Here is a 13,712-nt window from a genome sequence, read left to right as displayed (position 1 = left end):
CCAGCCGGCGCTAGCCGGCTAGCGCGGCTCGCCTCTTACTTGGCGGCGGCGTACAGCTCCGCGACCTTGGCCCAGTTCACGACGTTCCAGAAGGCGTCCAGGTAGTCCGGGCGCTTGTTCTGGTACTTGAGGTAGTACGCGTGCTCCCAGACGTCGGCGCCCAGCAGCGGCGTCTGGCCGGCCGAGAGCGGCGTGTCCTGGTTCGGGGTCTTGGTGACCGCGAGGCCGGAGCCGTCGTGGACGAGCCAGGCCCAGCCGGAGCCGAACTGGGTGATGCCGGCGTCCTTGAACTTCGCCTTGAAGTCGTCGAAGGACCCGAAGGCGGCGTTGATCGCGTCGGCCAGCTCGCCCGTGGGCTCGCCGCCACCGTCCGGGGAGAGCCACTCCCAGAACAGCGCGTGGTTGTAGTGGCCGCCGCCGTTGTTGCGGACGGCCGCCTGCTTGTCGGCGGGCAGCGAATCGAGGTTCTTGAGAACTTCCTCGATCGGCTTGTCGGCCCACTCAGTGCCTTCGAGCGCGGCGTTGACCTTGTCGACGTACGCCTGATGGTGCTTGTCGTGGTGCACCGTCATCGTCTCTTTGTCGATGTGCGGCTCGAGCGCGTCGTACGCGTAGGGCAGTGCGGGAACTTCGTAAGCCATTGGGACATGCCTCCCGGCGGGTTCGAACTCTGCGTCGGTCCCTGCGTTCTATCACCGAGCGCCGGTCCGTAACCCCCGGGCACTAGGCTTCGGGCCTCGCTATGACCCGACTGAGCCAGTACTTCCTTCCCACCGAGAAGCAGCCGCCTGCCGACGCGGAAGCGCTCTCGCACAAGCTGCTCGTCCGTGCCGGCATGATCCGGCAGGTCGGCGCCGGCCTGTGGAGCTGGCTCCCGGCGGGCTACCGCGCGCATCAGAAGGCCGTTCAGATCATCCGCGAGGAGCTGGACGCGATCGGCGCCCAGGAGATGCTGATGCCGGTCCTGAACCCGGCGGAGATCTGGCAGAAGTCGGGCCGCTACGACGCGATCGGCGGCGAGCTGTTCCGCCTGAAGGATCGCCGCGGCGCGGACATGGTGCTGGCGATGACGCACGAGGAGATCGTCACCACGCACGTGGCCCAGGTCGTGCGGTCCTACCGCGACCTGCCGCAGATCCTCTACCACTTCCAGGTCAAGGAGCGCGACGAGCCGCGTCCGCGCGCCGGCGTGCTCCGGACCCGCGAGTTCATCATGAAGGACTCGTACACGTTCGACCGCGACGCCGCGGGCCTGGACGTGGGCTACGAGAAGCACCGCGAGGCCTACGACAAGATCTTCGACCGCTGCGGGCTCGAGTGGTACCGGGTGGACTCGGACGTCGGCATGATGGGCGGCACCGGCGCCCACGAGTACATGGCGCCGTGTCCCGCGGGCGAGAACGACGTCGCGCTCGCGCCGGGCTACGCGGCCAACGTCGAGGTGGCGGCCGCCACCCCGAAGCCCGTGGAGCTGCCGGCCGCGCTGGACGCGCCCGAGGTGTTCGAGACGCCGGGCGCGACCACGATCGAGGCCGTGTCGCAGCTGGCGGGCGTGCCCGCGGGCGCGCTGATCAAGGCGTTCCCGATCATCGTCGGCGAGGACGAGCTGCGGCTCGTGCTCGTCCGCGGCGACCATCGCGTCAACGAGATCAAGCTCGGCAACGCGCTCGGCGCGGCGTTCCGCCCGGCCCACGAGGCCGAGTTCGCGGACAGGATCGGCCCGGCCGGCTACATCGGCCCGGTCGGCGTGTCCGGCGTGCCGATCCTGCTCGACTCCGCGCTGGACGGCGACTCCTACATCGCCGGCGCGAACGAGGCGGACAAGCACGTGCGTGGCGTCAACCCCAAGCGCGACTTCGAGTCGACGCTGGTCGACGTGCGCAACGTCGAGGCGGGGGACACCGTCGACGGCCACGAGATCCGGATCGAGCCCGCGATCGAGATCGGCAACATCTTCAAGCTCGGCACCCGCTACTCCGTCCCGCTCGGCGCGACCTTCCTCGACGAGGACGGCAACTCCAAGCCGGTCTGGATGGGCTCTTACGGCATCGGCCCGGCGCGCATCTGCGCCGCCGCGGTCGAGCAGTTCGCCGACGAGAAGGGCATCTCCTGGCCGCGTTCGCTGTCGCCGTTCGACGTGCACCTCGTCGGCCTCGGCAAGGCGGGCACGGACGAGCACGCGCTCGCGGAGAAGCTCTACGAGGAGCTGCGGGCGCTCGGCCTGGACGTCGTCTACGACGATCGTGACGGCGGTCCCGGCGCGAAGTTCGCCGACGCCGAGCTGGTCGGCTGCCCGCTGCGGCTCACGGTCGGCCGGCGCACGATCGAGGCCGGCGAGGTCGAGGCCCAGGTCCGGCGTGGCCGCGAGACCCGCTCCGTCCCGCTCGAGGGCGCGGCTGAGGCCGCGTACGAGCTGTGGAAGACACTTCCGTAGAAAAGGCCAAGCTCACCTTCCGGCGGCTGTCCGGGCTCGATCGCTCGGGCCCGCCGCCGCCGGAGACGGTGGCCGGCGCGCCGCTGCGCCCGTGGACGATCCCGAACGCGATCGGCTACGTCCGCCTGCTCATGGTGCCGGTGTTCCTGGTGCTCGCGTTGCAGTCGGAGTCGGGCACGGACGCGCTTCCGGCCGTCCTGTTCGCGGTGATCGGCTGGAGCGACTACCTGGACGGCATCGCCGCCCGGGTCACCGGCCAGTACTCGCGGATGGGTGCGATCCTGGACCCGCTCGTGGACCGGATGCTCGTGATCGCGGGCGTCATCGTGTGCTGGAAGTTCGACCTGCTGCCGCGCTGGGCGCTCGCCATCCTGGCGGCCCGGGAGCTGTTCATGGTCGGGCTGGCCCGTTACGCGCTTCATCGCAAGGTCGATCTCAAGATCAACTGGCTCGGCCGATGGGGCGTGTGGCCCGTCTTCAGCGCGTTGTTCTTCGCGCTGTGCAATGTGGATTGGCTCGCGCTAGCGTGCCTTTATGTCGGGTTGGTGCTGGTACTCGGCTCAACCGTGCAGTACGTTCGTGATGGTCGCCGCATGGCGCGAGGCCAAGGCTCTAGTTGAGCTTTACGAACGCTATGCTTCCCCTTCCGTCTCGTCGCCCAGAGGAGAGGACTCGCTCACAGATGGACACCTTCCCCGATCTCGGTTCACTCTCCGACCAGGAGCTCAAGGACCTCATCCAGCAGCTCACTGACGAAGAGCAGGAGGTGTCCTATCGCCGTCGCATCCTGCACGGCAAGATCGACATCCTCCGTGCCGAACTGGTGAATCGCCTCCGCAAGAAGCACGAGGGCGGCGAGGAAGTCATCTCCGGTGCTGACGTCCAGCGCTTGACCGACATTCTCGCCGGTCGCGCTTCGGGCGCCGGCGACGACACGATCTAACCCGCACGGGGAGGCCCGGCCGCTTGGCCCGTCATTGCCCTGAATGCGGGTTCGTCGTCACGGAAGGCGCGAACTATTGCCCGCGTTGCGGCGCGTACGTCGGTGTGCGCGAAGAGACGCGGGACAAAGACGCGACGACCGCGACGTACATGATCGACGACAAGACCGGCGAGTTGAAGCCGGTCGACGTCGGTGATGTCGCCGCTGCCACAGGCGCACTCGTCATTCGTTCCGGCGGCGGCCGGGTCGGTCAGTCGTTCCCGCTCGAGGGCGACCGGCTGGTCATCGGCCGCTCGCCCGACGCTGCCATCTTCCTGGACGACGTGACCGTCTCGCGCGACCACGCGGTGCTCGTGCGACGCTCCGGTCACTGGTTCCTGGATGATTCCGGTTCCTTGAACGGCACCTACGTCAATCGCCGCCGCATCGAGTCGCACAAGCTCGACGACGGCGACGAGCTGCAAGTCGGCAAGTACAAGCTCACCTATCTCGCGCGCTGACGGTGGCCATGACCGACGACGCCGCCCTCGCGAGCGAGCAGCCGATTCAGCAGCCTCCGCGCCAGGCCAAGTCCCTGACCATCGGGGCGGTCTGCAAGGGGCTCCAGCAGGAGTTCCCGGACATCTCGATCTCCAAGATCCGCTACCTGGAGGACCAGAAGCTGGTCACGCCGCGGCGCACGCCGGGCGGCTACCGGCTCTACTCGCCCTCCGACGTGGCGCGGCTGCGGACGATCCTGCGCCTGCAGCGCGACGAGTACATGCCGCTCGCCGTCATCCGGCAGGAGCTGGCCTCGGGCCGGACGGTCGAGGACTCCTCGGCCGCGGCACCCGCGTCCGCGGACGGGGCAGCGCCCGCGGCCCGTCCCGCCGGTGGCTCGCCGCGCCGCATGTCCGTGTCCGTGCGCCCGGGCGGCTCGACCTACTCGCTCGAGGACGTCGTCGAGGACACGGGCGCCGAGGCGCGCCTCGTCCAGGAGCTCGAGGACTTCGGGATCATCAAGGGCGAGCTGAAGGGCGGCACGCGCTACTACGACGAGACCGACCGCGAGATCGTGCGCGCGGTGCGTGAGCTGGCCGCGTACGGCGTGGCCGGGCGCAACCTGCGCGTCTTCAAGTCCTCGGCGGAACGTGAAGCGGCGTTGCTGAACCAGATCCTCGCCCCATCGCTGCGCTCGCGCAATCCGGAGCGCCGCCGTGAGGCGCTGGATGCGCTGGAGAACCTGGCCGCGGTCGCCTCGCACCTGAAGCACCTGCTGCTGGTCCGGGATCTCCGACGGACCACCGGATGAATTTCAAGGCGTACATCCGGGACATCCCGGACTTCCCCAAGCCGGGGATCGTCTTCAAGGACATCACGCCGCTGCTGCTCGACCCGGCGGCGCTGGATGCCGCGGTGGCGGCCCTGGCGGCGTGGGCGCGGCCGTTGAACGTGGACCTCGTTGTGGCCGCCGAGGCGCGCGGGTTCATCCTCGGGGGCGCGCTGGCGCGGGAGCTCGGCGTCGGCTTCGTGCCGGCCCGCAAGCCCGGCAAGCTGCCGGGGGAGACCGTGTCGGCCGAGTACATCCTCGAGTACGGCGTGGACGCGCTGGAGATGCACGCCGACGCGCTGGAGGGCGGCGCGCGGGTCCTGTTGCACGACGACCTGCTCGCCACGGGCGGAACGGCGCGGGCGCTGGTCGATCTGGTGCAGGGGCGCGGCGCGGTCGTCGCCGGGTTCGGCTTCCTGGTCGAGCTGGCGTTCCTGAACGGGCGCTCGACGCTCGACGGGATCGACGTGCAGACGCTGATCGCCTACTCAGGCGAGTAGTGCGGCGCGAGCAGGTCTTCTGGGGCTGGGGCGAGCCCGGTGCCGGGCCGTCGCTGCCCGAGCACGCGGGTGAGCTGCTGCGCGAGGAGATCGGCGTCTCGGGCGAGATCGTCTCGCGGCCGGTCGAGCTCGACGCGGTGGCGCTGCCGCCGTCCGCGCTGCCCGCCGCGTTGCGGGAGCGGCTGCAAGCGGTCGCCGAGGTGCGCGAGGACGTGGAGGCGCGGGTGCTCCGCTCGCGCGGGAAGTCGTACCTGGACCTGCTGGCTTCGCGGTCCGGCGACTTCGCTTCCGCCCCGGACGCCGTCGTGGTTCCTGCCGACGCGCGCGCCGTGGCCTCGGTGTTGCAGCTGTGCTCGGAGTACGGCGTAGCGGTCGTGCCGTTCGGCGGCGGGACGAGCGTCGTCGGCGGGCTCGCGGGGGAGCGGGGCCGGTGCTCGGCGTTGGTCTCGTTGGACCTGGGCCGGCTCGATCGCGTGGTCTCGATCGATCCGTGGTCGCTCGTCGCCGTGTTCGAGCCGGGCATCCGGCTGCCCGAGGCCGATGCCGCGTTGCGGGCCCAGGGCCTGGCTTTGGGACACGTGCCGCAGTCGTACGAGTGGGCGACGGTCGGCGGCTGCGCGGCGACGCGCTCGGCCGGGCAGACGTCCACCGGGCACGGGCGGATCGACGAGCAGGTCGTGGCGCTGTCGTGCGTGACGCCGGTGGGGTCGCTGTCGACGCTGGACGCTCCCGGCTCGGCTGCCGGTCCTGCGCTGCGGGAGCTCGTGCTGGGGTCCGAGGGGACGCTGGGCGTGATCACGTCGGTCGCGCTGCGCGTGCGGCGGCGGGTCGAGGCGTCCTACGACGCCTGGTCGGTGGAGTCGTTCCTGGCGGGCGCCGAGCTGCTGCGGGCACTGGAGCAGGACGGGATCGCGCCGGACATCGCGCGGCTGTCCGACGAGGAGGAGACGCGGACGTCGTTGGCGTTGGCCGGGACGGGAACCGTGGGCCGTCGACTGCTGGGCGGGCGCTGCCTGCTGGTGTGCGGCTGGCAGGGCGCGACGGGGCGGGCCAGCGCCGCGCGCAAGCTCATCCGCGGCGGCGCGCTGCCGCTGGGCCCGGCGCCGGGCCACGCGTGGGAGAAGTCGCGCTTCGCCGGGCCGCACCTGCGTGATGACCTGATGGACCGCGGCGTGCTCGTCGAGACGATTGAGACGGCGACGACGTGGTCGAACCTCGAGCGGCTCTACCGCGCCGTGCTGGCGGCGCTGCCGGGCCTGCACGTCGGCTGCCACATCTCGCACCTGTACCCGACCGGCGCGTCGCTGTACTTCACGGTGCTCGGCGCGCAGTCGGACGATCCGGTCGCGCAGTGGGGCGCGTTCAAGGACGCAGCCTCACGCGCGATCGTGAGCGCCGGTGGGACGATCACGCACCACCACGCGGTCGGCCGCGACCACGCGCCCTACCTGGGCGAGGAGATCGGCGAGCTGGGCATCGAGCTGCTGCGCACGGTCAAGACGCGCTGCGACCCGGCCGGGGTCATGAACCCCGGCAAGCTGCTCGTCGACTAACCGCGCGGCAAGGTGCCGGTGAGGATGACCTTGCCCGGCTCCTTGGCGCCCTTTTCGTCAAGGGTGATCGCCATGGCGTCGTAGGTCTGCAGCCACTCGAGGAACTTCGGCGCGTCGTCGTTGCCCGGGCCGGCCGCCGTCAGCTCGCCGTTCTCAGCTACCGGCTCGTTGACGTCGCCCAGCAGCAGCGGCTTGCCGTCCTGGCGGGTGAGCCAGATCGAGTACCGCTCGCCGTCGGCGTTCGGCGCGACGCCCTGCCCGGCGAGCGCGAAGCGCACCGTCTTGTCCTGGGCCTCGAAGATCTGCGCCAGGGCGATCGAGCTGGACCCGGCCGGGCCGCGCAGTGCGAACTGGTTGGAGCCGACCGCCGTGGTGGCGGGCGTCGCGGTCGCGGTCGGCGTGTCGCCCGTGGCCGCGGTCTCCGGCTCGTCGTCGCCCTGGAGGAACACGAACGCGATCACCGCAGCGACGATCACGACGGCCGCGCCGATGAGCAGCGCGCCGCCGAGGCGGGACGAGGACCCGCCGTCGTGGCCGACGGGCGCGTGCGGCTCGGGCGCGTCCGCGTCTTCACCGGCCTGGTCGGCGCGGGGTGTCGGCGCGGTCTCGTCGCGCGCCGCCTCGCGGTCCGTCGGCGTGGCCTCGTCGCGCGTCACCGCGCGGCGGCTCTTGCCGTTGACGCGCGGCGTCTCCGCGTCGGGGCTCGTCGGCAGCTCCGGCACGGCCTCGCCGCCGGCGGTGTCGCGCAGCGGCGCGGCGACCGTCGCCGCCCAGGTGTGCGCCGCCGGGTCGCTCAGCAGCAGCTCGCGCGTGCGCTTTGCGTGCGCCTCGGACTGCTGGCCGAGCAGCCAGTCGGCGATCTCGCCCGACCGGCCCGGCGCGGGCAGATCCGGCGCGAGCGTAGCGACGCCGCCGCGCGCACGGGCGCGGATCGTCTCTTCGGGCATCCCGAGCAGGTCGGACAGCTCGCCGTAGGACCGCCCCTGACGGAGGACGAGCTCCACGGCGGCGCGCTGATCGGGCGCCAGCCTGTCGAACGCGGTGGCGCGGCTTGCCGGCATCTGGGCTCGTAGCCTAGTGAAGCCATGAGCGGATCTGCGCTGATCGACCTGGAAATCGACTCATCCACGGAGACCGAGGTGCGTGCTCGCGTGCCGGTCACCGACGGCCTCAAGCAGCCGCTCGGGCTGGTGCACGGCGGGGTCTACGCGGTGATCGCCGACGCGTTGACCGCGGGCGACGGGCGGGTGGTGACGAACCAGACGTCGTTCCTGCGGCCGGTGCTGGGCGGGACGATGAACGTGGTCGCCCGACGGCGGCACGGTGGTCGGACGACGGCGGTGTGGGAGACGGACGTGTCGGACGCCGAGGGCCGGCTCTGCGCCGTCGTGCGCACGACCGTGGCGCGCGGCTAGCCGGAGCCGGTCGGCGCGCCCTGGCCCAGCCACGCCTCGGCGAAGTCGCGCAGCTTCGGGTCTTCCGGACCGGTCGCCACCAAGCGATGCCGCCACGACAGGGCCTGCGGCGCGCCGACGCCCGGGCGCTTGGCCAGGATCACGGCCTGGCCCGCCGCGGCGAGCTCCGGGTCGTACGGCCCGCTCACCGCTTCCTGCACGGCCGTGGGTGGGTCGCCCTCGTAGGCGATGACGACGTTGCCCTGCGCGAGGGCGGTGAGGATCTGGTCGTCGGTCAGCGCGTTGCGGTCCGCGTCGACCGGTTCCTCGCGGTGCGGGCCGGAGGTCGGGGGTGCGTCCGGTGCCGAGGCGGGTGTGTCCGGCCCGGTGGTCACCACCTGCGCGCCGCGGTCGGACTCCAGCGTGCCCGGGCCGGCCGCGGCGCCCGGGTCGACCTGGGAGGAATCGCGCGAGGCGAGGACGATGATCAGGACGAGGCACAGGCCCGCGGCGAGTCCCGCGACCGCGAGCGCGTAGAGCGCCTTCACGTGCGGACCGGCACGCGACGGCGGGGCTTGCGGGACGTCTTGACGCCGGCGCAGGACGCCAGCTCGCGGATCGCGGCTTCGAGGTCGGTGGCCAGCTCGTCGAGGTCTTCCATGGCGTCGTAGTCGCCGAGCAGCCCGAAGAACAGGTGCCCGTCGTAGGACATGATGGCGATCCCGAGCGCGGTGTTCAGGACGAGCGGCACCTTCGGGTAGAACGCCTCCAGCTTGCGGCCCATCATGAACAGCGGCAGCTGCGGGCCGGGGACGTTCGTCACGGTCAGGTTGAAGAACCGCTGACGGGACTGCAGCCGGGCGGCCTGATCCAACACCGTCGGCGCCGCGACGTCCGCCAGGCGGGTGATCGCCTGCGCGCCGACGGCCTGGCCGGACTCCTTCAAGCCCGCCATCGCCTCGTGCACGGTGCGGAAGCGCTCGAGCGCGCCGGGCAGGCCGACCGGCAGCGGCGCGTACATCGCGGCGACGCGGTTGCCCAGCGCGCCGCGTTCGGCGTCCGCGCGCACGGAGATCGGCACCATCGCCTTCAGCTCCGTGCCCTCGGGATCGCGGCCACGGCGGATCAGGTGCGCCCGCAGCGCGCCCGTGACCACGGTCAGCACGACGTCGTTGATCGTGCCGCCGAGTGCGTTCTTGATCGCCTTGAACTGGTCGAGGTCGGCCGAGACCCACGCGAAGCGACGGTGCGGCCCGATCCGCACGTTCAGCGGCGACGGCGGCGCACCCGCCACGCCGGCCGCGGCCATCGCCGCCAACCCGGCGACCGCACGGCCGGCGTCCGCGCCCGCCCGATCCGGCGCGGCCACCAGCCCGCGCGCAAAGCGCACCGGCCCGGTCACGCGCTCGATCAGGCCCTCGGCCAGCAGCTCCGCGCCGCTCGGCGCCGGTCGCGGCGACCACGGCGGCCCGGGCTCCGGCTCCTCCGCGTCGGCCGACAGGTCGAAGAGCACGCTCATGATGTCCACGCCGCTGATCCCGTCGACGAGCGCGTGGTGGGTCTTGCAGATCAGCGCGAAGCGGCCGTCACCCATCGTGTCGACGAGCCAGATCTCCCACAGCGGCTTGTCGCGGTCCAGCTGCTGCGCGAACACCCGCCCGGCCAGCGCCCGCAGCTCCGCGTCGCCGGCGGGCGCGGGCAGCGCGGTGTGGCGCACGTGGTAGCCGACGTTGAAGTGCGGATCGTCAACCCAGATTGGCCGCGCGACCCCGAGCGGCGGGAACGCGAGCTTCTGCCGGTAGCGCGGCACGGAGTGCAGCCCGTTCTCGATCCGCGCGGCGAACGCGACGTAGTCCGGCGCCGGTCCCTCGAACACGAGCACCGACCCGACGTGCATGTGCGCGCCGTCCTTCTCGAACGCGAGAAACGACGCATCCAGACCCGTCAGCCGTGCCATGGTCAGAAAGTCTCCCAGAGGCGGTGTTTCAGAACCTTCAACAGCGTGTATAACGTTGTTTGTGACTACCGATCTCCGTGAGCCCGGCGCCTTCCGTCGGGCGTTCGACGACCACCACCGCAAGGTGTACGCCGCCGCGTACGGCGTGATCGGGGACGCGGCGCTGGCCCAGGACGTCGTCCAGGACGTGTTCCTGCGCCTGTGGAAGCGCCCGACGGCGTTCGATCCCGCCCGCGGCGACCTCGGCGCCTACCTGCGCCTGATGGGCCGCTCCCGCGCGCTCGACCTGTGGCGCGAGACCCAGGTCCGCACCCGCGCGGCCGACCGCCTGAAGCTCGTCGGCGGCAACGAGGAGCCGCGCGCCGAGGAGCAGCCGGAGATCGTCGCCTACCGCCACCAGGAGACCGACGAGGTCCGCGAGGCGCTCGAGAAGCTGCCCGAGGCGCAGCGCGAGGCGCTCGTGCTCGCCTACTGGGGCGGGCTCACGGCCGACCAGATCGCGCACCGCGTGCACGTCCCGCTCGGCACCGCCAAGAGCCGCATCCGGCTCGGGCTCGCCCGCCTGCGGGACGAATACGCCGTCGCAGTGTGAGACCCCTCCGGATGGGGGGCGCGCGGTTGAAGCGGCTCCGAGCGCCGCTATAACAGAACGCTCGTTCGGTGTTGCCGAGCCGTGAGCGCCCGGTGGTGCTCGCGGGTGGGGGATCTCTAGAAGGGCAAGCGTCTCGGGAGGAGACGCGCGGAGATCACCGACACACCCTGCAGGCAAAGAGTCCCAGCCGGACGAGCGATACAGGAGGATCCATGCCGCGATCCACGCTGCTCCGCGCGCTCGGCGCCGGTGCGCTGTGCCTCACGGCTTCGGCCACCACCCCGGCCTTGGCTGATGCTGCTCCCCAGGTGGGCGTCAGCGCGAAGCAATTGAACATCCACGCCGGAAGCCGCGCGACCGTCAAGGGTCGCCTCGCTGCTCCCGGCACCGCACGACTGCAGATCCAGCGGGGCAACCGCTGGGTGACGATCGACCGTGACCGCACGGATGCTGCTGGGCGTTACGCCCTGCGTGGGCGATTGAAGCGCCCGACGAGCGCTCGCGCGCGCGTGAAGACGAGCACCGGCGCCACGCGCGTCGTCGGCCGTCTGAACGTGTACCGGCGCGCCCTGGCGTCCTGGTACGGCCCCGGCCTGTTCGGCAACAAGCTCGGTTGTGGCGGCACGCTCACGACCGGCTCGATCGGCGTCGCCAACAAGCACCTGCCGTGCGGGAGCAAGGTGACCCTGCGCCACCGCGGCCGCGTGCTGCGCGTGCGCGTGATCGACCGCGGCCCGTACGTCGGCGGCCGCGAGTACGACCTGACGGCCGCCACGGCGCGCAAGCTCGGCTTCAGCGGCCACGGGCCGATCCAGGCCACGCGTTAAGGCGCACATACGTTCGCGTCCGGGGTCATCCCTACCGTGTGGTGGGATGGCCCCGAAGCGCGTGATCGCCCATCTGGATTGCGATGCGTTCTACGCGACCGTCGAGCTGATCAAGCAGCCTGACCTGAAGGGCAAGCCGCTGATCGTCGCCGGCTCCGGGCCGCGCTCGGTGGTCACGACCGCGTCGTACGAGGCGCGCAAGTTCGGCGTCGGCTCGGCGATGCCCGCGTCCCACGCGCGCCGGCTGTGCCCGACGGCCGTCGTCATCCCGCCGGACTTCACGGCCTACCGCGAGAAGTCGCGCGAGGTGTGGACGCTCGTGCGCGCGCGCCTGGAGTCCGTCCAGGGCATGGGGATCGACGAGGCCTACGCCGACCTCACTGGCGTCGAGAAGCCGCTGCGCGTGCTGCGGGAGCTGGTCGAGCAGGTCAAGACGGAGACCGGCATCCAGATCTCGGTCGGCGTCGGGCCGAACCGGCTCATCGCCAAGTGCTGCAGCGATCTGGGCAAGCCCGCCGGGTTCGTCGCGATGGGGCGGGAGGAGGCGTGCATTCGCTTCGCCGCCGCGCCGACGCGCCGGCTGCCGGGCATCGGGCCCAAGACGGCGGAACGGCTGGCCGAGCTCGGCTACGTGACCGTCGCGCAGCTGCAGGAGGCCGACGAGGCGCAGCTCGCCGCCCGCTTCGGAGACCGCTGGGCGCGCTACCTGAAGGCCCGAGCCTCGTTCCACGACGACTCTCCCGTGGAGACGGAGTCCGGCGCCGCGAAGTCCGTGTCCACGGAGCGCACGTTCGACACCGACGTCGAGACGCACGACGAGCAGGAGGAGATCATGCGCAAGCTCGCCCGCGAGCTGTGCGAGAACCTGCAGAAGAAGGGCCGCAAAGGACGGACCGTCGCGATCAAGGTGCGCCTGGCCGACTGGACGACGGTCACGCGAGCGAAGACGCTGGACGGCTCGACCAACGCGATCGAGCTCGTCACGGAGACGGCGGTGACGCTCCTGCGCGCGTACGCGCCGTCGCAGCCGGTGCGGCTGCTCGGGGTACGCCTGGCGGCGTTCGACGACGTGGAGCCGGACAAGCCGCCGGCGCCCGTCGCGCCGGTCGGTCAGCTCGTGCTGCCGCTCTAAGGGCCGTCCAAGTGCGCCGGTCCGCCCGCGGTCAGCTCGTGCTGCCGTTGTAGCTGTGGATCGCGGCGGGCAGCTCGCCGCGCCCGCTCACGAGGATGCCGCCGCACGCGGCAGCCCAGCAGCGGCCGACGCTGACCAGCGTGAACGTGCGGGTCTGGCCGTCGACGGCGATCCGCACCTCGCTCGCCTCGGCGTTCGCGCTCGCCTCCTCGCGTTCACGGCGGCGGGCGTCGAGCCAGATCGCGATCGCGGGCTCCGAGCGCGCGGGCCACGCGACGTCGCTGGTGAGCTGGGCGACCGCGGCGCGCGCCGCGTCCTCCGGCGCGCCCGGTGCGGGGCCGAAGCGCGTGTCGACCTCGATCTCACCCGTGGCGAGCTTGATGTGGCTGATCGCGTCGTCGGTGCCGCCGAAGCCGCGGATCTCGGGCCGGCCGCCGGGCGCGGCGTAGACCGGGCCGGGCGCCTGGCGGAGCGCGTCGGCGGCGCGGTCGGCACGGGCGCGGGTGAAGCGCGGACCGTCGGGGCGCACGTGCTGCCAGTCGCCGTTGTCGCCGTTCGGGGCGCCCGCGTACAGCAGCGGCATCCGGAACGTGTGGCCGCACGCGCGGCAGCGCACGCACGCGTCGTTCGTGAGCTCCCAGTCGAGCGCGTTGCAGGCCGGGCAGCGGTCGGTGGCGTCGGCGATCGACGCGCCCTGCGGCGGATCGCGCACCAGCAGCCCGTCCTCGTCCTCGAAGCGCACGGCCGGGCCGGACTCGTTCGCGGGCAGCACGGCGATCCACGCGCCCTGGCCGATCTCAGCGTCCACCGGCCCGGCGGGGCCGCGCACAACCGCACGGTCGACGCGCGGCGGCAGCCCGCCGCCGACGGCCGTCCAGCCCGGCCCGCTCGTACTCCCGGCACGCCGATCCTCGATCGCGGTCGCCCCAAAACGCTCGTCGCCCTCGAGCCGGGACCCGATCCACAGCCCGATCTCGTCACGCAGCACTGCGACCGACCCGCCGGGAACCACCGCCTGGACAAGCGCCTCCATGCCCTGAGTAATGCCCGCCAACCACGCCCGCCACACCG

At 72.0% G+C, this 13,712-nt stretch carries 16 protein-coding genes and 1 pseudogene; 12 read left to right on the top strand and 5 right to left on the bottom strand.

Annotated features, from left to right (window positions below):
• Window positions 1–35 precede the first annotated feature (35 nt).
• A complete protein-coding gene (locus tag OJ997_RS10640) occupies window positions 36–641 on the bottom strand; it encodes a superoxide dismutase (protein WP_270025067.1) in 606 nt (201 codons plus the stop codon).
• A 101-nt stretch (window positions 642–742) separates the two neighbouring features.
• On the opposite strand from OJ997_RS10640, the gene OJ997_RS10635 reads away from it, so the two are divergent.
• The 8 genes and pseudogenes from OJ997_RS10635 (at window position 743) to OJ997_RS10600 (ending at window position 6,739) form a co-directional block, all read left to right on the top strand.
• Window positions 743–2,434, top strand: coding sequence for a proline--tRNA ligase (locus OJ997_RS10635; protein ID WP_270025066.1), 1,692 nt, complete (start codon window positions 743–745; stop codon window positions 2,432–2,434).
• Window positions 2,416–3,054, top strand: a complete 639-nt coding sequence (locus OJ997_RS10630; protein WP_270025065.1) for a CDP-alcohol phosphatidyltransferase family protein — start codon at window positions 2,416–2,418, stop codon at window positions 3,052–3,054. The genes OJ997_RS10635 and OJ997_RS10630 overlap by 19 nt, the downstream gene beginning before the upstream one ends.
• Window positions 3,055–3,116: 62 nt before the next feature.
• Window positions 3,117–3,377, top strand: coding sequence for an RsiG family protein (locus OJ997_RS10625; RefSeq protein ID WP_121256364.1), 261 nt, complete (start codon window positions 3,117–3,119; stop codon window positions 3,375–3,377).
• A 23-nt stretch (window positions 3,378–3,400) separates the two neighbouring features.
• Window positions 3,401–3,469: pseudogene (locus tag OJ997_RS10620) on the top strand (zinc-ribbon domain-containing protein); the annotation flags it as partial.
• A gap of 57 nt (window positions 3,470–3,526) precedes the next feature.
• Window positions 3,527–3,877, top strand: a complete 351-nt coding sequence (locus OJ997_RS10615; RefSeq protein WP_270025098.1) for an FHA domain-containing protein — start codon at window positions 3,527–3,529, stop codon at window positions 3,875–3,877.
• Between the two features lie 8 nt (window positions 3,878–3,885).
• Window positions 3,886–4,668: a transcriptional regulator FtsR gene (gene ftsR, locus OJ997_RS10610; protein WP_270025064.1), complete on the top strand. Its 783-nt coding sequence runs from the start codon at window positions 3,886–3,888 to the stop codon at window positions 4,666–4,668.
• A complete protein-coding gene (locus OJ997_RS10605; protein ID WP_270025063.1) occupies window positions 4,665–5,186 on the top strand; it encodes an adenine phosphoribosyltransferase in 522 nt (173 codons plus the stop codon). The genes ftsR and OJ997_RS10605 overlap by 4 nt, the downstream gene beginning before the upstream one ends.
• Entirely contained in the window at window positions 5,186–6,739 is a 1,554-nt protein-coding gene (locus OJ997_RS10600) for an FAD-binding oxidoreductase (protein WP_270025062.1), read from the top strand. Before OJ997_RS10605 ends, OJ997_RS10600 begins: the two co-directional genes overlap by 1 nt.
• Here OJ997_RS10600 and OJ997_RS10595 read toward each other — a convergent pair.
• The gene (locus tag OJ997_RS10595; RefSeq protein WP_270025061.1) at window positions 6,736–7,800 is read right to left on the bottom strand and encodes an RNA polymerase sigma factor; all 1,065 of its coding nucleotides are present in this window, start codon (window positions 7,798–7,800) and stop codon (window positions 6,736–6,738) included. The genes OJ997_RS10600 and OJ997_RS10595 overlap by 4 nt on opposite strands.
• Window positions 7,801–7,824: 24 nt before the next feature.
• Here OJ997_RS10595 and OJ997_RS10590 point away from each other — a divergent pair, with 24 nt between their 5' ends.
• On the top strand, window positions 7,825–8,154 hold the full coding sequence (locus OJ997_RS10590) for a PaaI family thioesterase (RefSeq protein ID WP_270025060.1): 330 nt from the start codon (window positions 7,825–7,827) through the stop codon (window positions 8,152–8,154).
• Here the strand turns inward: OJ997_RS10590 and OJ997_RS10585 are convergent.
• Both OJ997_RS10585 and OJ997_RS10580 read right to left on the bottom strand, forming a co-directional pair.
• Window positions 8,151–8,681 carry a DUF3105 domain-containing protein gene (locus tag OJ997_RS10585; RefSeq protein WP_270025059.1) on the bottom strand — a complete coding sequence of 177 codons (531 nt, stop codon included), beginning with the start codon at window positions 8,679–8,681 and terminating at the stop codon, window positions 8,151–8,153. The two genes, OJ997_RS10590 and OJ997_RS10585, sit on opposite strands and share 4 nt — an antisense overlap.
• Window positions 8,678–10,090: a WS/DGAT/MGAT family O-acyltransferase gene (locus tag OJ997_RS10580; protein WP_270025058.1), complete on the bottom strand. Its 1,413-nt coding sequence runs from the start codon at window positions 10,088–10,090 to the stop codon at window positions 8,678–8,680. Before OJ997_RS10580 ends, OJ997_RS10585 begins: the two co-directional genes overlap by 4 nt.
• A gap of 61 nt (window positions 10,091–10,151) precedes the next feature.
• Here OJ997_RS10580 and OJ997_RS10575 point away from each other — a divergent pair, with 61 nt between their 5' ends.
• The 3 genes from OJ997_RS10575 (at window position 10,152) to dinB (ending at window position 12,641) form a co-directional block, all read left to right on the top strand.
• Window positions 10,152–10,682 (top strand): RNA polymerase sigma factor, encoded by a 531-nt coding sequence (locus tag OJ997_RS10575; RefSeq protein ID WP_270025057.1) that lies wholly within the window; start codon window positions 10,152–10,154, stop codon window positions 10,680–10,682.
• A 212-nt stretch (window positions 10,683–10,894) separates the two neighbouring features.
• Entirely contained in the window at window positions 10,895–11,509 is a 615-nt protein-coding gene (locus OJ997_RS10570) for a septal ring lytic transglycosylase RlpA family protein (RefSeq protein ID WP_270025056.1), read from the top strand.
• Between the two features lie 46 nt (window positions 11,510–11,555).
• On the top strand, window positions 11,556–12,641 hold the full coding sequence (gene dinB, locus OJ997_RS10565) for a DNA polymerase IV (RefSeq protein ID WP_270025055.1): 1,086 nt from the start codon (window positions 11,556–11,558) through the stop codon (window positions 12,639–12,641).
• Between the two features lie 31 nt (window positions 12,642–12,672).
• On the opposite strand, the gene OJ997_RS10560 is transcribed toward dinB, so the two are convergent.
• Window positions 12,673–13,674, bottom strand: coding sequence for a zinc ribbon domain-containing protein (locus OJ997_RS10560; protein WP_270025054.1), 1,002 nt, complete (start codon window positions 13,672–13,674; stop codon window positions 12,673–12,675).
• Window positions 13,675–13,712 lie beyond the last annotated feature (38 nt).

This window comes from Solirubrobacter phytolaccae, assembly GCF_027587195.1.
GTDB classification, from domain to species: Bacteria; Actinomycetota; Thermoleophilia; order Solirubrobacterales; family Solirubrobacteraceae; genus Solirubrobacter; species Solirubrobacter phytolaccae.
Note: the sequence above shows the minus strand (reverse complement) of the source record. Positions and strands in the feature narration are given on the sequence as shown.